Here is a 17,325-nt window from a genome sequence, read left to right as displayed (position 1 = left end):
TACTCTAGCCTACACGTAAATGACGGTTAAGTAGCATTTGCGTAAAGGCTATTTTTAAATAAAAACCTCTTGGTAAGGTCATAAATGGTTTTCCTTCAAAATCATAGGCTTGGGTTTTTACTTTTGAGTTCGCCGCTTTTGGTCGAAGTTGCATCACTTGTCCGTATTTAGCGTTGATCTCTTCCACATGTCCTAGAGCAATCATATCGGTCAGTTCCTGCCAATCTTGACGTAATAATTCTTCTTCTTCTTGGTCAGGTTGCCATAAAAATGGTGTACAAACGATACGTTGATGAATTGGGATTTCTCGTTCAGAAATGACCGGTACCCAGAGAACTTTTGACAGTTTGTTTTTAAGGTGAGATTGCTCCCAAGTCATGCCGGTGATTCCGGTTAGTGGCGCAACACAAACAAACGTTGTTTCAAGCGGCTTACCTTGGCGGTTTATTGGTAGTGTCTTTAGCTCAATACCGAGTTCAGGAAAATCTGGAAGTGGCAAAGAACCGGCGCTAGCCCCGAGTATTTTTTCCAATAATAGACCTATCCAGCCTTTTTCCCGGTTTAAATTCTCTGGTACACATACGTTAGCTTGTTCTGCAAGTTCACCAAGTGTTAGCCCTGCGATGCTTTGCGCATGAGCCATTAACTGCTTTTCACTTGCCGGTTTAATTAAATTCACTGTTTGTTAATTTGTAATTAGTTTGTCGTTATTATGCGCAAATTTTTTGGTTATTTGAATTATTTTCAATGTTTAATTTGCTCAAACTGAAAGTTTGTGGAACAATCATTTTAAATCAAACTAAATTTGAACGGGAGTTCATGTGATTGATGCCGAAGGCTATAGAGCCAACGTCGGCATAGTGATTACAAACGGCAAAGGCCAGGTATTTTGGGCTAGACGGTTTGGTCAGCACTCATGGCAATATCCGCAAGGCGGAGTTGATGAAGGTGAGTCCGTTGAACAAACGATGTATCGAGAGCTTCATGAAGAAGTTGGTTTAAAACCACACCAGGTAGAAATAATTGCTGTTACTAAGCATTGGTTAAGGTATCGACTACCAAAACGTTTGATCAGACATGAAAGTAAACCTGTCTGTATCGGACAAAAGCAAAAGTGGTTTTTATTAAAACTCACCTGCGCTGAAGATGAAGTTGATCTATTACATTCAGGTCACCCTGAATTTGATGATTGGCGATGGGTAAGTTACTGGTATCCGGTTAGACAGGTTGTTTCATTCAAACGTGATGTGTATCGCCGAGTAATGAAAGAATTTGCGGCAGTTGCTTTACCATACCAAAAAGCGGAAACGAACGAACGTCGACATTCAAAGAATCGACGTGGTCACCCTCAACGTAGGGATAATCGTCGCCGCCGCGGCTAGTGATCATTATGTAAACAATTAATAAAGCTGTACAGCGAAGGTTGTACAGCTTTATTTTTTTGTTTAATTCGAATTCAATTTCATTCAATTAAGCAAACCTTCAACTCTATGACCATCGAAGTAAATTTTAAGCAAAGCAAAATGTTAGCGCTGTTTTTCTAAACGATTTTTAGGGTATACTGTAATTTCAATTGTATGTTACCTACGCCATATTTTAGCTTTTCTTATGACGTGGATATACGGGAAGAAACCAATTCAAATAAGTGGAGTTTATGCTAACTACGTTACGTAGCATCGTTTTAAAATTCAACCAAGAAGTAGAGCTTGATAAAGCTTTGCAAACCTTGGCGAGTCAGGTCAAACAGGCTATGACTACGGATTGTTGCTCGGTGTATTTAGCAGATTATGAACAACAACATTTTTTACTTATGGCTTCTGATGGCCTAGCTAAAGCTTCATTTGGTCGAGTAGCTATTGGTTTCTCAGAAGGCTTAGTTGGTTTAGTTGGTCAACGCGAAGAACCAATTAATATTGCCGATGCCCATAATCACCCAAGGTTTAAACATGCACCTGAAGTGCAAGAAGAAGAATTCGAAGCATTCTTGGGCACACCAATCATTCATCAACGTAAAGTGTTAGGTATTATTTCTGTTCAGCAAAAACAGGCCCGACAATTTGATGAAACAGAAGAAGCGTTTCTGGTAACTTTAGCTGCGCAACTTGCGATTGCTTTCGCCTCAACCGAAACCAAAGGTGTACTAAGTAGAAGTCAACGTCAAAATAATCATCAGCAAATTAAGGGCATACCAGCTTCTCCTGGATTAGCCATCGGTAATTTTTATGTAAGCTACCCCAAAGCGCAATTAACTAGCGTTAGCGTGGCAAAGGTAAATGAACCGGATAGCCAAAATCGAATATTTCAACAAGCAGTTTTAAAAACGAAACGCGATTTAACTCAAATGAGTGAACGTATGCAAGGTACTATTCCTGAAGATGCACTCGACATTTTTGAAATGTACCGACATATGCTAGATACCGCCAGTTTAGGAAATGAGATCGTTGAGAAAATAAATCAGGGCTGGAATGCGGAAAGCGCATTAAAATTAGTCATTGATCAATACGTGATACAGTTTGAATCAGTTGACGATGTTTATATACGAGAACGTGCCACTGATATTAAAGACTTAGGTAATCGAGTGCTGTTTCATTTACAGCAACAAAATACTTTAAAAACTGATGTTCCTGGGAATATGATTTTAGTGGCAGAAGATGTTACTGCATCGTTACTAGCTGAATACCAACACAAAGGTTTAACGGCTATTGTATCGTTATCAGGATCAAATAATTCACATGCAGTAATTTTGGCTCGTGCACTAGGAATACCTGCAATAATGGGCGTAGGCTCGATGCCGCTTTCGAGTTTTCGCCACAAAACGGCCATCATAGATGGTTATTCTGGTGAAATATTTCTATCGCCAGATGAAGCTCTTTTAAATGAGTATCATCACCTCTCTCGCGAAGAAGATGAATTACAAGAAATAGTCAAAGAAGTAATCGATTTACCTGCGATTACTAAAGATGGAAAATCAATCGAATTGTTGTTAAACGCTGGTCTTAATGCAGAATTCGATAACTCAATGAAAAATGGCGCGATTGGCATTGGCCTTTATCGAACCGAAATCCCATTTATGGAACGTAGTTACTTTCCCTCTGAGCAAAAACAAATATCATGGTACAGCAAGGTATTGAAATCATTCCCTCGTCAACCTGTTGTAATGCGTACTTTAGATGTTGGCGGTGATAAAGCGTTGCCTTATTTTCCAATTACAGAAGACAATCCATTTTTGGGCTGGCGTGGTATTCGAATTACCTTAGATCACCCAGAAATATTTCTGGTGCAAGTTAGAGCGATGTTAAAGGCGAATAAGGATTTAGGTAACTTGGAAATTATGTTGCCTATGATTTCAGGAATACCAGAAGTTGAAGATGCCTTACGATTAATTGAACAAGCGTATTTTGAAGTAAGCTCTGAAGTTGATGAGCCAATATCTAAACCTAAAGTTGGTATCATGTTGGAAGTGCCGTCAGTGATTTTTCAGCTCAGTGAGCTTGCAAAAAAGGTGGATTTCTTTTCGGTTGGTTCCAATGATCTTACGCAATACTTACTAGCGGTAGATCGAAATAATTCAAGAGTAGCTTCACTGTATGATTCATACCACCCGGCTGTCCTTAGAGCGCTAAACTTGATAGCAGAAACGGCTCAGGCTGATTTAATTGAGTTGAGTTTGTGTGGCGAGCTTGCAAGTGAACCAGGTGGGGCCTTACTTTTATTAGCAATGGGCTATGATAAACTAAGTATGAACGCGCAAAATATTCCAAAAATAAAATGGGTATTGCGTCATATCGATTACAAGCAGGCTAAATTAATATTATCCCATTGTCTAATGTTAAAAACAGCTAAACAAGTCCATAATTACTTAAACGAACAGTTAGAGTTATTAGGATTAGGAGGCTTTGTTCGCGCTGGTAAATAAGGTTAATTGGCTAAACTTTATTACCGGTATTTATTAGTAAAACATTCATTGATTCGAACCTTTTCGTTTCGAACAATACACATTTACGTAATCAGAGTTCATTCTCAATGTTTTTATCGGTTTTTCTCATATGCATGGTGCTAGGCAGTTTAGTTGGTTTATTAGCCGGCCTGTTAGGTATCGGCGGTGGGTTAGTGATCGTTCCAGCGCTGGTCATTATTCTGCCTGCTGTTGGGGTAAATTCTGAAATAGTTATGCCAATAGCCTTGGCTTCTTCATTAGCATCGATTGTTGTCACTTCTGCCAGTGCTGCTTTTAATCACCACAAACTGGGTAATATTCCTTGGAAGATCACTAAGCATTTAATGATCTATGTTGCTTTGGGTGCCGTTATTGGCGCTAACCTTGCTGATCTTTTACCTGCCAAATTGTTAACATCAATATTTGCTTGTTTTGTTATTCTATTAGCAACCTATATGTTGTTGTCAATTCGACAGACTGTTCAGCGCGAACTTCCTTCTAGAAGGATATTAAAAGCGATCACAGGGGCTGCTGGAACAATGGCGAGTTTATTGGGGATCAGTGGCGGCGCGATACTCATTCCTTTTCTCTCTTATTGTGGTGTAAATTTATTGCATGCTATAGGTATTTCTACTGCTTGTGGTATGGTAGTATCGCTTTTCGGTAGTCTTGCATATATGATTGCAGGTATCGAGAACCCAATGCTTCCAGAGTGGAGTTTAGGGTACATCTATTGGCCTGCGGTACTTGGTATCGCTTCCACTTCGACTGTATTAGCACCTTATGGAGTTAAATTAGCCAGTCGTTTGCCAGTAAAAACAATAAAAAAAGTATTTGCTGCCTTTTTGATATTGGTAGCGTTAAAAATGATGATTTAAACCCGGTATTTTTATGACCTCTGATGCAATTATATTTCCTCAAATTAATCCTATAATCTTTGAAATTGGACCAATCGCATTGCGTTGGTACGGCTTAATGTATTTAGTTGGCTTTATTTTAGCGATGGTTATCGCTAATAAGGCTGCGGATAAAAGCAAAGGATTATGGAATAGAGAGCAAGTAAGTGATTTACTATTTTATGGTTTCCTTGGCGTGATCCTTGGTGGCCGTATTGGTTATGTCTTATTTTATAATTTTGACTATTTCCTGAGTGATCCAATTTACTTATTTAAAATTTGGACAGGCGGCATGTCGTTCCATGGTGGTTTGTTAGGTGTACTGACCGCGATTTTCCTTTTTGCTCGCAAAGAAAAGAAAACATTTTTACAAGTTGGCGATTTTGTAGCGCCTCTAGTACCGCTTGGGCTAGGAGCAGGGCGCATTGGTAACTTTATCAACGCTGAATTATGGGGAAGGGAAACTGATGTTTCTTGGGCAATGATCTTCCCAACTGATCCACTAGGATTGGCACGTCATCCGTCGCAGTTATATGAATTTTTCCTTGAAGGTATTGTCTTATTTGCGATTATCTATTTTGTTTGCCGAAAACCAAAGCCAACAGGTGTTGCTTCTGGATTATTCTTAGCGGGTTACGGCAGCTTCAGATTTATCGTAGAATTTTACCGGGAGCCTGATGCGCATTTAGGGTTTATATTTTCGTTTATTTCAATGGGACAAATTTTGTCGCTACCAATGATTATTGGTGGCGTAGCACTAATTATTTGGGCGATGAAAAAAGGCACAATAGAACAGAACAATAAGAGTAAAGCATAATGAAACAGTATTTAGATTTATGTCAGCGAATCATTGATGAAGGCAGTTGGGTAAGTAACGAGCGTACCGGCAAACGTTGTTTAACCTTAATTAATGCTGATTTAGAATATCAAGTAGGGAAGAACGAACTACCAATTATCACTACTCGAAAAAGTTTTTATAAAGCTGCTATAGCAGAGCTTCTTGGTTACATCAAAGGTTATGATAATGCTGCTGACTTTCGCGCTTTAGGTACTCCAACGTGGAATGCTAATGCTAACGAAAATGAGGCTTGGTTAAACAATCCACATCGTAAAGGTGAGGATGACATGGGACGTGTCTACGGCGTACAAGGACGAGCATGGGCGAAACCCGATGGTGGTAGTGTTGATCAGCTTAAGAAAGTTGTTGATAACCTAACTAAGGGCATAGATGACCGAGGTGAGATCATCAGCTTTTACAATCCAGGTGAGTTTCATATGGGCTGTTTGCGCCCTTGTATGTTCCAACATCAGTTTTCATTACTTGACGGGACTTTATACTTAAATAGCTACCAGCGCAGTTGCGACGTGCCGCTTGGATTGAATTTTAATCAAATTCAAGTATTTGCTTTCTTAGCAATAATGGCGCAAATCACAGGCCATAAAGCTGGCGTTGCCTATCACAAGATAGTGAACGCACATATTTATGAAGATCAGTTAGAACTAATGGAAAATGTTCAGTTAAAGCGTGAGCCATACCCTTCTCCACAGCTTCGTATTAACCCTAAAATTAGATCATTAGAAGACTTGGAAACTTGGGTAACGATGGATGATTTTGAAGTCATTGGCTACCAACACCATGATCCGATTCAATATCCGTTCTCGGTATAATAGTTCTTACACTGCTACTAAAAAGTTACCATAAGAAAAGGGCTGCAAATTGCAGCCCTTTTTTATGTCTTAAATTCCTAGCTCATTTAATGTTTATTTGAATAGCTTACTTAATTAATTTTCGGCGCTTTGCAGCTAAACCAAGAAGCCCGGCAGATAAAATAAGTAATGTGCTTGGTTCTGGAACTGATGTACAATCACCCACACACTGAGGTTCACCACCACCGTCGGTAGGGATATAGTAAAACGAAATATGGGAAACATTTTGCGGTTCACCATTTTTACTAAACATAGTATCCCAAGTGAAACTCGTTTGAGTATTATCAAGAAGGTAACCAATGAATCCTGACGGTAAGGTAGCAGCAGCATTGGCGCCTTTGAATACCGCCATTAACTTATAGTTTGTAATATCAAAGCCAAAAGAAATCATTCCTTTTTTACCGCTACCGTTTTTCTCGAGAAACTGCCATGTGTTCATACCAAAAAAGCCGTCTACATTAACTTGTAGTTCGTCTTTATCATCACCAGCGTTCATCTTGTCGTTGTTTTCACTACTAATCGCGCAGTCAGTGCTATTGCCAACGTACTTTAGTGGTTCATTTAATTGAGTATTACAATTAATTAAGGTGGCATAACTATTAAAACTAAATAAAGAGCACATCAATGTGAATAATACGGCGATAAATTTCATAATTTACTTACCTTTCCTGTGGAAAATTTACTATGTGTATAAGTAAGCAAAAATCATACCATTAAATAATATTGTTATAATACAAGGGCTTAATAAGAGGTGGTTAGATTGTTCGACCAGAGTTGTAAATATAACTGACACAGAAAGTTTTCGTAGTTAAGGAGGTGGATAATTCGTTATCTAATTAACTGTCAATCTGAGGACAAAAAAATACCGCAATTAAGCGGTATTTTAAAAAACTTGTTTTTAATGCAAAAGTTCTAATTAAAGAGCTTTGATTTTTGCATTTAAACGGCTCTTAACACGAGCAGCTTTGTTTTTGTGGATTAAACCTTTACTTGCGTAACGATCTAAAATTGGAGCAGCAACAGCGAACTCAGTAGTTGCAGCTTCTTTGTTACCCGCTTCAATTGCAGCGAAAACTTTTTTCAAGTAAGTACGCATCATAGAGCGGCGACTTGCATTGTGTTGGCGACGCTTCTCAGATTGGACAGCGCGCTTCTTAGCAGACTTTGAGTTAGCCAAGGTGAACTCCTAAAAATAAAATAATATAGCGATAATTTAAGGCGACGAAATATGCCTTTTTTTTCGGTTGTTGTCAAACCTTTTATCGAATTAATAAACAATATCTAATTATTTATCCCATTTGATGGTTTAAACCAGATCAATCAAGGGGTAGTATAATAACATTATTAATGGTTAAGAGCTAAAATTCTCGTATCATTAAGGCGAAAAACTACTAAAAGTTACGAAAAACTAACAAAAATAACAAAGGAGCAGCACTTTTTGAGCAAAAAATTGCTAAAGTCGGGATTGATCGTCAGCTTTATGACCTTAATTTCAAGGGTGTTAGGCCTAGTTCGAGATGTGGTTATCGCTGACAAAATAGGAACAAGCGCTGGCGCGGATGTTTTTTTCTTTGCTAATAAGATCCCTAACTTCCTTCGTCGACTGTTTGCTGAAGGCGCGTTCGCCCAGGCATTTGTTCCTGTATTAAGTGAATATCAAGCGAAAGATGAAGAAAATAATACCAATGAAACCCGTGAGCTAATTGCAAAAGTAAGCGGTACATTAGGTGTCATTGTTTCAATAGTGACTGCCTTTGGCGTTATTGCATCTCCAATTTTTGTCGCTCTATTTGGTTTTGGTTGGTTTGTAGATTGGCTCAATGACGGACCTGCAACAGAAAAATTTGAACTTGCCTCTATTTTATTGAAGATAACATTTCCTTATCTTTGGTTTATCAGCTTAACTGCGCTTGCCGGCGCGGTATTAAATACCCTAGGTAAATTTGGTGCTGCCGCTTTTACTCCTGTATTGCTTAATGTTTGTATTATTGGCGCCGCCATCTATTTATCGCCGATGTTTGAAGAAAGCGCTTTTGCCTTAGCGTGGGGGGTATTTTTAGGAGGCTTAACTCAGTTTTTATTCCAAATACCATTTTTAATTAAGGCTGGAGTACTAGTGAAGCCAAGTTGGGGATGGCATCACAGCGGCGTAAGCAAAATACGAAAGCTATTGATCCCTGCATTGTTTGGTGTTTCGGTTACTCAAATCAATTTGTTACTCGATACTTTGATTGCGAGTTTTCTAATTACAGGATCGATTAGTTGGCTATATTATGCCGATCGATTACTTGAGTTTCCATTGGGCCTTTTTGGTATCGGCATCGCAACAGTTATACTGCCGAGCTTATCGCGATTGCATTCTAAAAATAATCCCGAGCAATTTTCTTCAACACTCGATTGGGCGTTAAAAGTTGTCAGTTTATTAGGTTGGCCTGCGATGGTGGGCTTAATGGTGTTAGCTCAGCCAATTATTATGGTGCTATTTATGCGTGGTGAGTTTTCTCAGCATGATGTAATGCAAGTTTCATTTGCGCTTTATGCTTATCTGAGTGGTTTGTTAAGCTTTATGTTTATTAAAGTTTTGGCACCAGGCTATTACGCTCGTCAAGATACAAAAACACCCGTTAAAATTGGTATCATTGCCATGGTTGCCAATATGGCATTTAACCTTATATTGGCACCAATCTATGGTTATGTAGGATTGGCGATAGCAACCGCATTGTCAGCAACGTTAAATTGCTTCTTACTCTATCGAGGTTTGAATAAATTGGGCGTTTATCGATTATCGAAACAAACCGTTTCTGTGATAGTGCGATTGATTATTGCTGCTAGTGCGATGGCTGGCGTTATTTACAGTTTATCGCCAAGTTTTGAACAATGGTTGTTACTGTCTTTTTCAATGCAAGTGGGTCAACTTCTCATTCTGATTTTAGGTGGTATGGCAACCTATATCGTCAGCATTTTAGCGCTTGGTATTCGGCTTAAACACTTCGTAGCCAAATAGAAATAGTAGCGATAAGAAGCGGTAATTTTGTTTATTTTGAGCATACTGATTAATCAATCATTAAAAAACTTTATTAAATATGCTATTTGTTTCGCCAATTTGCTGATTATTGATTCACTCTGATATATAATTCGCCGGTTATTAATATAGGTTTTAGGGTTTCAATTAAAATGCAACTTATCAGAGGCATACACAATATACGCGAAAGCCATAAGGGTTGTGTGCTTACAATTGGAAATTTTGATGGTGTTCACCTTGGGCATCAACGAGTTATCAAAGAACTGATCAAAAAAGCAGACTCATTGAATTTAATCCCTGCGGTGATGGTTTTTGAACCGCAACCACAAGAGCTCTTTAACCCACAGATGGCACCTGCACGGTTGTCTCGATTGCGAGACAAGTACAGTTTGCTAAAACGTTTTGGTGTAAAGCGTTTAATTTGCGTTAATTTTAATCATGAATTTGCCAGTCAAAGCGCAGAGCAGTTCATCGAACGTTTAATGGTTCAACAACTAGACGTTAAACATCTAATTATTGGCGATGATTTTCGCTTTGGTAAAAATAGATTAGGTAACTTTGCAATGTTGCAAAGTGCAGGGCAGGAGTTTGGTTTTGAAGTCACTGACACTGCCAGCTACAAAATGCTAGATTGCAGAATTTCGAGCACGGAAATTCGTAAAGCATTACAAATTGATGCACTTGCTGATGCTGAAAAGATGCTTGGCAGAAAATACAGCATCATAGGACGCGTGGTTCATGGTGATAAACAAGGGCGGAATCTTGGCTTTCCAACCGCTAACGTTTTGCTAAAGCGTTGTGTTTCACCTGTTGCAGGCGTTTATGTAGTGCAAGTAAGAATTAGAGACAAACATGTTTTTGGCGTGGCTAATATCGGTTCTCGACCGACGGTAAATGGCGTCAGACAGCAATTAGAAGTACATATTTTCGATTTTAAAGATGATTTGTATGGACAACAAATTGAAGTGACGTTGCTTAAGAAGCTTCGCAGTGAACAAAAATTTGCGTCGCTTGATGAATTGACGACACAAATTGCAAAAGATAGTGAGCAAGCTCGTAGATATTTACGAGAAGAGCTTAAATAAATTTAGATTTAAAAATTTCAGTATAAACATACTAACGGATAACGATTTTAATGAGTGATTATAAACATACTTTAAATTTACCGGATACAGCATTTCCAATGCGCGGTAACTTGCCTCAACGTGAACCAAAAATGTTGAAAGAATGGGCCGAAAAAGATTTATATGGTCAAATTCGAAATGCAAAGAAAGGCAAGAAGTCATTTATTCTGCATGATGGGCCTCCATATGCAAATGGTAATATTCATTTAGGTCATGCCGTAAATAAAATTTTAAAAGACGTTATTGTTAAATCGAAAACTCTATCTGACTTCAATTCTCCTTATGTTCCAGGTTGGGATTGTCATGGCTTACCAATCGAACTTGTTGTCGAGAAAAAATGGGGCAAGCCGGGCCGAAAACTTAACTCAAGCGAGTTTCGTCAAAAGTGTCGTGAGTACGCATTAAAACAAGTTGATGGTCAACGTGAAGATTTTAAGCGTTTAGGTATTTTTGCCGATTGGAATAACCCATACCTAACGATGGACTTTAAAACTGAAGCCAATATTATCCGTGCCCTTGGTAAAATTACTGAAAATGGCCACCTTCATCAAGGTTTTAAACCTGTACATTGGTGTACAGACTGTGGCTCTGCATTAGCTGAAGCTGAAGTTGAATATCAGGATAAAGTTTCGCCAGCAATTGACGTTAAGTTTTTAGTTGATGACAGCGTTAGTGGTAAGTTCTCACACCCAGATGGTCACCCCGGTGAAGGTCCAATTTCTATTGTTATCTGGACAACAACGCCATGGACGTTACCTGCAAACCGTGCGGTTTCAGTTCACCCAGAATTAAAATATTCGTTAGTGCAAATTGAAGGTGAACAAGGTCCTCAGCGATTGATTCTTGGTTCAGACTTAGTTAATGATTGTATGGATCGTTTTGGCATTGAAAAATACCACAATTTAGGTTTCTGTAATGGTGAGGCACTAGAGAAAGTTGAAGTGCAGCATCCTTTTTACGATTTCAAAGTACCAGTTATTCTAGGTGACCACGTTACTACAGAATCAGGTACAGGTTGTGTTCATACTGCTCCGGGTCATGGTGTAGACGATTTCAATGTTGGTCGAAACTACGGCTTAGAAGTCGCTAACCCAGTAGGTGCTAATGGTGTTTATTTACCGGACACTGAGTTATTTGCAGGCCAACACGTGTTTAAAGCTAACGATAGTGTTGTCGAAGTATTAAAAGAGAAAGGTTCATTAATGCATCACCATGCTTATGAACACTCTTACCCACATTGCTGGCGCCACAAAACGCCAATTATTTTCCGCGCTACACCGCAATGGTTTATTAGCATGGATAATAAAGGTTTGCGTCAAGCATCATTAAACGAAATAGAACAAACAAAATGGATCCCTGATTGGGGTCAAAGCCGAATCGAAAAAATGGTCGAAGGTCGTCCAGACTGGTGTATTTCACGTCAGCGTACATGGGGTGTTCCAATTGCCTTATTTGTTCATAAAGATACTGGTGCCTTGCATCCAGATTCAATTGAACTTATTGAAAAAGTCGCATTAAAAGTTGAACAACAAGGTATCCAGGCTTGGTTTGATTTAGAAGCAAATGAGCTAATTGGTGATGATGCAGAAGAATACGTAAAGGTGCCAGATACGTTAGACGTATGGTTTGATTCTGGTGTTTCACATTACTCTGTAGTAGATGCTCGTGAAGAATTTGATGACATTGCAGACTTATATTTAGAAGGTAGCGATCAGCACCGCGGTTGGTTTATGTCTTCGATGATGTCTTCGGTTGCGATGAACGGCAAAGCGCCTTACCGTGAAGTTTTAACTCATGGATTCACCGTTGACGTGAAAGGCCATAAAATGAGTAAGTCACTTGGTAACGTTGTAACGCCAAATGAAATCACTAATAAACTAGGAGGTGATATCTTACGTTTATGGGTTGCATCCGTTAACTATACTCAAGAAATCACTGTTTCAGATGAAATATTCAAGCGCCAAGCTGATGCATACCGTCGTATTCGTAATACTTCTCGTTTCTTATTAGCAAACATTAATGGTTTTGAACCAGCTCAGCACGCCGTGGCTTTTGATGAAATGGTGGCATTAGATCGCTGGGTTGTTGGTAAAGCAGCACAGTTGCAAGAAGAAATAATCGAAGCGTACAACAACTACGAGTTTCATGCTGTAGTGCAAAAGCTAATGAACTTTTGTACTACTGAACTTGGTGGCTTCTATCTTGATATTATCAAAGATAGACAGTACACCGCCAAAGGTGACAGTGTTGCCCGTCGTTCATGTCAAACTGCGCTGTTTTTAATCGCCGAAGCTATGGTTCGTTGGATGGCACCTATTTTGTCATTTACCGCGCAAGAGATTTGGTCAGCACTTCCTGGCGAACGTGACGAGTTTGTTTTCACTGGTGTTTGGTTTGATGGTTTACAGTCATTCGAACAAGATACAGAACTTAACAACGAATTTTGGGCTAGCCTATTAGCTGTTCGTACAGAAGTAAATAAAGCTATTGAGCAAGCACGTCGTGATGAAGTTGTCGGTGCTGCTTTGCAAGCTCAAGTAACGTTATACGCATCCCCTGAATTAGCAGATAACTTACTTAAAGTTGGTGATGAACTGCGATTTGCTTTGATTACTTCAAGTGCAAACGTTGAAGTTGTAAATGCGAAACCGGATAGTACCATTGCTACCGAAGTTGACGGGTTGTGGTTAACAGTGACTGCATCAACAGGCACTAAGTGTGAGCGTTGTTGGCATTACACCGACGATGTTGGCGCAAATATTGAGCATGAAGATTTATGTGGTCGTTGTGTTACCAACATTGATGGTGATGGCGAAGTACGTAAGTTCGCTTAAACAGTATTAAGCTTTCATTAGTTTTATATATTTAGTATTCACATACCTGCGCAAGCAGGTATCGCTAACAAAGGTAGTTTTAGCAAATGAATCGTGAACTTTTCACTAATACAGGTCTGCGCTGGTTGTGGTTGGCAGTAGTGTTTTTTATTCTTGATCAAGTCACTAAACAAGCCGTTGTTGCTTTGATGGACTATCGTGAAGTGATCCCTGTGATGCCTTTTTTTAATCTAACCCATGTTTATAATCCCGGCGCAGCATTTAGCTTTTTAGCAGATCAAGGCGGCTGGCAACGTTGGTTCTTTACTGCTATCGCAGCGGGTGTAAGTGTGGCGTTGGTTGTGTGGTTAGCAAAAACACCAAAGAAAGATACCTTAATATCGATTTCTTTTGCATTAATTCTAAGTGGTGCAATGGGTAACTTAATTGACCGCATGATGTATGGCTATGTAATTGACTTTTTAGACTTTTATGTTGGAAATAAACATTGGCCAGCGTTTAATGTAGCCGATTCTGCGATATTTATTGGTGCCGCTTTAATGATAATTGACGCCTTTAAAAATGATAAAAACAAAGAGTCCGAGAAAACAGGCTCTGGAGAGTAGTATGTCTGACAAGACAATTGAAAATAATTCAACGCTATTAATGCACATCACTATGAAACTTTCTGATGGTTCAGCAGCAGATAGTACCAAAGTAAATAATAAGCCTGCACAAGTAACTTTAGGTGATCAAAGTTTATCACCTGCATTTGAACAGCATTTATTAGGCTTATCCGCAGGTAATTCAAAAGAATTTACACTGGAAGCAAAGGATGCTTTTGGTGAAGTAAATCCTGATAATATTCATTACCTCGATCGTCAAAAGTTTAATAGTGAAACTCCTGCTGAAGTTGGTAGCATTGTTACGTTTACTCAACCTGGTGGTGAAATCCCAGGTATTATCCGTGAAGTAAATGATTTATCTGTAACTGTAGACTTTAATCACCCCTTAGCAGGTCAAACGATTACTTTTGCAGTGGATGTTGTTGAAATTTTATAACCTTGTTCATACTCGATGTTATAGTTAACTAGATAAATAAAAACGCATATTAAAAAGAAGAACATTATGGAAATCATTTTAGCCAATCCTCGAGGGTTTTGTGCTGGCGTTGATAGAGCAATAAGTATTGTTGATAGAGCGCTTGATATATTTGGAGCACCAATATATGTGCGCCATGAAGTTGTGCATAATAAATTTGTGGTTAATGGACTCAAAGAACGCGGCGCAATTTTCGTTGACGAACTCAATGAGATCCCTGATGACAATACGGTAATATTTTCAGCCCATGGTGTATCTAAAGCGGTTCGCCAGCAAGCCAAAGATAGAGGTTTAAAGGTGTTCGATGCAACTTGCCCGTTAGTAACTAAAGTGCATATGGAAGTGACTCGAGCATCAAGAAAGAATCACGAATGTGTGTTGATAGGACATGCCGGACACCCGGAAGTAGAAGGCACTATGGGCCAATATGAATCGACCACAGGTGGTATTTATCTGGTTGAATCAGTTGCTGATGTAGATAGTCTTGAAGTAAAAAATCCTGATGTTTTATTTTATTGCTCTCAAACGACCTTATCAGTTGATGACACCTCGGAAGTTGTTGATGCATTAAGAGAGAAATTTCCAAACATTGAAGGGCCTCGAAAAGATGATATTTGCTATGCCACCCAAAATCGTCAAGATGCGGTACGTTCAATTGCCAATAAAGCCGATTTGCTGTTAGTTGTTGGTGCTAAAAATAGCTCGAACTCGAATCGATTACGTGAACTTTCTGAAAAAATGGGCACCGAATCATTTTTAATCGATGGTGCAGAAGATATCGATGAATCTTGGTTGGCAGGTATTTCTAAAATTGGTGTAACCGCTGGTGCTTCAGCGCCAGAGATATTGGTTGCACAAGTAGTAGAAAAACTTAAAGGTATGGGCGGGAAAGTTGTTATTGAAAATCCTGGCCGTGCAGAAACAACAGTTTTTGCGGTGCCGGCTGAGCTACGCTAATAATTTATTGAAAGATTTTATAAAGGCCCGCATTTATTGCGGGTTTTTTATTTGTGCCGTCATTTTAGAATAAAATTGGACTATAATTTTATAGAGTAAAAAACGTCAATACCTGCAGGAGGCTAGTATGAAAGCAATAAAAGGATTTTCCCTAATCGAAATAATGGTAGTAATTGCTATTATATCAATACTCGCATCGATGACAGAGTCTGAATTCTCGAGCTTAATCAAAAAATATAAAATAAAATCAGAAGTTAACAAGTGGCATCTCGCGCTAAATCTCGCACGGCAAAGCGCTATAACGAGCAATCATATTGTTACTCTTTGCCCGAGCCATGACGGGATTAATTGTGGCAGTACTTGGCCTTCTGGAGCAATAATTTTTGTTGATATCAATAAAAATCATGATCGCGATGTCAATGAATTGATATTACAAACGATAGAGGCTGCAGAAGATACACACACTATTTCATGGCGAGCATTTCAAAATAGAAACTATGTGCAGTTTCAGCAAAATGGATTTACTTGGAATCAAAATGGCACACTAAGGGTCTGCAATAATGACCCAAGCTTAAAGTATAATCGTGCTCTTATAGTTACAAGAACTGGGCGTATTAGAATGTCTTCTGATAGTAATGGTGATGGTATTGAAGAAGATGCGCAAGGTAATAAGATCAGTTGTTAGCTAATACGATATAAGTCTAGTGTTAATTATCGTAACGCTGCTTACTTCTATTTATTCTGCGTTCTAGTTATTTTATGTCGACAGATGAACTACCAACATAACGGGTTGCTATTGCCGTTTTCATCAAGCGCTTGTTTTTGACTGGTTTGTGAAATCACAAATTGTTGGCATTCTTTGTCTTTGCTTTGGCTATTTATTGCGACAGCTTTTAAGATAAAACTATCTATGCCGTCGCTCGCGACTTGTTTAATTGTCACACTCAATTGGTAGAAGTGTCTGTCGCTAAATTCAGAGCCGTGATTAAGGCCGTCTATAGATACTAAATCAGCGCTGTAGCTTAAATGTTGGTTGTAATACTTTTCTTGCTCTGTTGCTAGTTTCATTAAACTCTCTTTAGCATCTATGCGCCGAGTTTTCATTACCTGTTGCTGATAGTTGGTCATTGCTATAGAACTTAAAATTGCAATTAAGGCCAATGTGACCAACATTTCCAATAAAGTAAACGCGAACAATTTTTTAGTCATAAAAGACCTCAATTTTATCTTGAATTAGGTTAGAGGTAGACGGAGTTGTAGAAGTAATAGAACGAGTAAGTTGTTTATGTTTGATGTTAACAAACCTTTGGCTAGTAAATTCAGTTTGTTTTGCAGCGCTACCATAAATAAATACGTTGAATAAATGATGAATTTCTCCATCAAAGGGATAAGAGTTCGCCTGTGCACTACCACTATATTGGATTACAAATTTGGCATTTGAATCGCTGCTTAATACCTGGTTGTTGTCTTGCCAGTTGATGCCTTCCAGAGCAAGTGTGTTGACGTAATAGCCCCGGCTTTCCTTGGTTAAATCATCACTATTGTTTACTTTCAATTTTAGCAGATGAAACGCTTCGACAAATGCCTGCTCTGCGCGTTGCTTAGCTTTTGCCTGTAACTGAAAGTGATTGCTCATTTGCAATTGCGTCAAAGCATTAGCAAACATCGATGTTGCCAACAAAGTGATAAGCAATAGTATTATCAAGCTTGTTGCTAGAACCATTCCTCTGTTGGGTTTAATTGTACTGTTGAACATTTTGCTCTCGTT

17 protein-coding genes are annotated in these 17,325 nt (G+C 38.8%); 12 read left to right on the top strand and 5 right to left on the bottom strand.

Going from position 1 to position 17,325, the window contains the following annotated elements:
* Positions 1 to 4: 4 nt before the first annotated feature.
* On the bottom strand, positions 5 to 679 hold the full coding sequence (mutH, locus tag LT090_RS11875; RefSeq protein ID WP_082897106.1) for a DNA mismatch repair endonuclease MutH: 675 nt from the start codon (positions 677 to 679) through the stop codon (positions 5 to 7).
* Between the two features lie 142 nt (positions 680 to 821).
* Here mutH and rppH point away from each other — a divergent pair, with 142 nt between their 5' ends.
* From rppH to LT090_RS11850, 5 genes are all read left to right on the top strand, one after another.
* Positions 822 to 1,382, top strand: a complete 561-nt coding sequence (gene rppH, locus LT090_RS11870; RefSeq protein ID WP_068545754.1) for an RNA pyrophosphohydrolase — start codon at positions 822 to 824, stop codon at positions 1,380 to 1,382.
* 272 nt (positions 1,383 to 1,654) lie between these two features.
* A complete protein-coding gene (gene ptsP / locus LT090_RS11865; RefSeq protein WP_068545755.1) occupies positions 1,655 to 3,916 on the top strand; it encodes a phosphoenolpyruvate--protein phosphotransferase in 2,262 nt (753 codons plus the stop codon).
* Positions 3,917 to 4,023: 107 nt separating this feature from the next.
* On the top strand, positions 4,024 to 4,815 hold the full coding sequence (locus LT090_RS11860) for a sulfite exporter TauE/SafE family protein (RefSeq protein WP_068545756.1): 792 nt from the start codon (positions 4,024 to 4,026) through the stop codon (positions 4,813 to 4,815).
* Between the two features lie 13 nt (positions 4,816 to 4,828).
* Positions 4,829 to 5,650: a prolipoprotein diacylglyceryl transferase gene (lgt, locus tag LT090_RS11855; protein ID WP_068545757.1), complete on the top strand. Its 822-nt coding sequence runs from the start codon at positions 4,829 to 4,831 to the stop codon at positions 5,648 to 5,650.
* Positions 5,650 to 6,501 carry a thymidylate synthase gene (locus LT090_RS11850; protein ID WP_068545758.1) on the top strand — a complete coding sequence of 284 codons (852 nt, stop codon included), beginning with the start codon at positions 5,650 to 5,652 and terminating at the stop codon, positions 6,499 to 6,501. Before lgt ends, LT090_RS11850 begins: the two co-directional genes overlap by 1 nt.
* A gap of 106 nt (positions 6,502 to 6,607) precedes the next feature.
* Here LT090_RS11850 and LT090_RS11845 read toward each other — a convergent pair whose 3' ends face one another.
* Both LT090_RS11845 and rpsT read right to left on the bottom strand, forming a co-directional pair.
* Entirely contained in the window at positions 6,608 to 7,192 is a 585-nt protein-coding gene (locus LT090_RS11845; RefSeq protein ID WP_068545759.1) for a PEP-CTERM sorting domain-containing protein, read from the bottom strand.
* A gap of 264 nt (positions 7,193 to 7,456) precedes the next feature.
* Positions 7,457 to 7,717: a 30S ribosomal protein S20 gene (gene rpsT / locus LT090_RS11840; RefSeq protein ID WP_068545760.1), complete on the bottom strand. Its 261-nt coding sequence runs from the start codon at positions 7,715 to 7,717 to the stop codon at positions 7,457 to 7,459.
* Positions 7,718 to 7,978: 261 nt separating this feature from the next.
* On the opposite strand from rpsT, the gene murJ reads away from it, so the two are divergent.
* The 7 genes from murJ to LT090_RS11805 all read left to right on the top strand — a co-directional run bounded on the left by murJ (position 7,979) and on the right by LT090_RS11805 (position 16,242).
* Positions 7,979 to 9,544 (top strand): murein biosynthesis integral membrane protein MurJ, encoded by a 1,566-nt coding sequence (gene murJ, locus LT090_RS11835; RefSeq protein WP_089153000.1) that lies wholly within the window; start codon positions 7,979 to 7,981, stop codon positions 9,542 to 9,544.
* Positions 9,545 to 9,714: 170 nt separating this feature from the next.
* Positions 9,715 to 10,647 (top strand): bifunctional riboflavin kinase/FAD synthetase, encoded by a 933-nt coding sequence (gene ribF, locus LT090_RS11830; RefSeq protein ID WP_068545761.1) that lies wholly within the window; start codon positions 9,715 to 9,717, stop codon positions 10,645 to 10,647.
* Between the two features lie 50 nt (positions 10,648 to 10,697).
* Positions 10,698 to 13,520, top strand: coding sequence for an isoleucine--tRNA ligase (ileS, locus tag LT090_RS11825; RefSeq protein WP_068545762.1), 2,823 nt, complete (start codon positions 10,698 to 10,700; stop codon positions 13,518 to 13,520).
* An 86-nt stretch (positions 13,521 to 13,606) separates the two neighbouring features.
* On the top strand, positions 13,607 to 14,125 hold the full coding sequence (gene lspA / locus LT090_RS11820; RefSeq protein WP_068545763.1) for a signal peptidase II: 519 nt from the start codon (positions 13,607 to 13,609) through the stop codon (positions 14,123 to 14,125).
* Position 14,126: 1 nt separating this feature from the next.
* Positions 14,127 to 14,561: an FKBP-type peptidyl-prolyl cis-trans isomerase gene (gene fkpB, locus LT090_RS11815; protein ID WP_068545764.1), complete on the top strand. Its 435-nt coding sequence runs from the start codon at positions 14,127 to 14,129 to the stop codon at positions 14,559 to 14,561.
* A 66-nt stretch (positions 14,562 to 14,627) separates the two neighbouring features.
* The gene (ispH, locus tag LT090_RS11810; protein ID WP_068545765.1) at positions 14,628 to 15,557 is read left to right on the top strand and encodes a 4-hydroxy-3-methylbut-2-enyl diphosphate reductase; all 930 of its coding nucleotides are present in this window, start codon (positions 14,628 to 14,630) and stop codon (positions 15,555 to 15,557) included.
* Between the two features lie 127 nt (positions 15,558 to 15,684).
* A complete protein-coding gene (locus LT090_RS11805) occupies positions 15,685 to 16,242 on the top strand; it encodes a GspH/FimT family pseudopilin (protein WP_068545767.1) in 558 nt (185 codons plus the stop codon).
* Between the two features lie 89 nt (positions 16,243 to 16,331).
* Here LT090_RS11805 and LT090_RS11800 read toward each other — a convergent pair whose 3' ends face one another.
* Positions 16,332 to 16,766 carry a type IV pilin protein gene (locus LT090_RS11800; protein ID WP_068545768.1) on the bottom strand — a complete coding sequence of 145 codons (435 nt, stop codon included), beginning with the start codon at positions 16,764 to 16,766 and terminating at the stop codon, positions 16,332 to 16,334.
* Positions 16,759 to 17,313: a hypothetical protein gene (locus LT090_RS11795; RefSeq protein ID WP_157726606.1), complete on the bottom strand. Its 555-nt coding sequence runs from the start codon at positions 17,311 to 17,313 to the stop codon at positions 16,759 to 16,761. The genes LT090_RS11800 and LT090_RS11795 overlap by 8 nt, the downstream gene beginning before the upstream one ends.
* Positions 17,314 to 17,325 lie beyond the last annotated feature (12 nt).

It is taken from the genome of Thalassotalea crassostreae (assembly GCF_001831495.1).
GTDB classification, from domain to species: domain Bacteria; phylum Pseudomonadota; class Gammaproteobacteria; order Enterobacterales; family Alteromonadaceae; genus Thalassotalea_A; species Thalassotalea_A crassostreae.
This window is presented reverse-complemented; position numbering and strand designations above follow the sequence as displayed.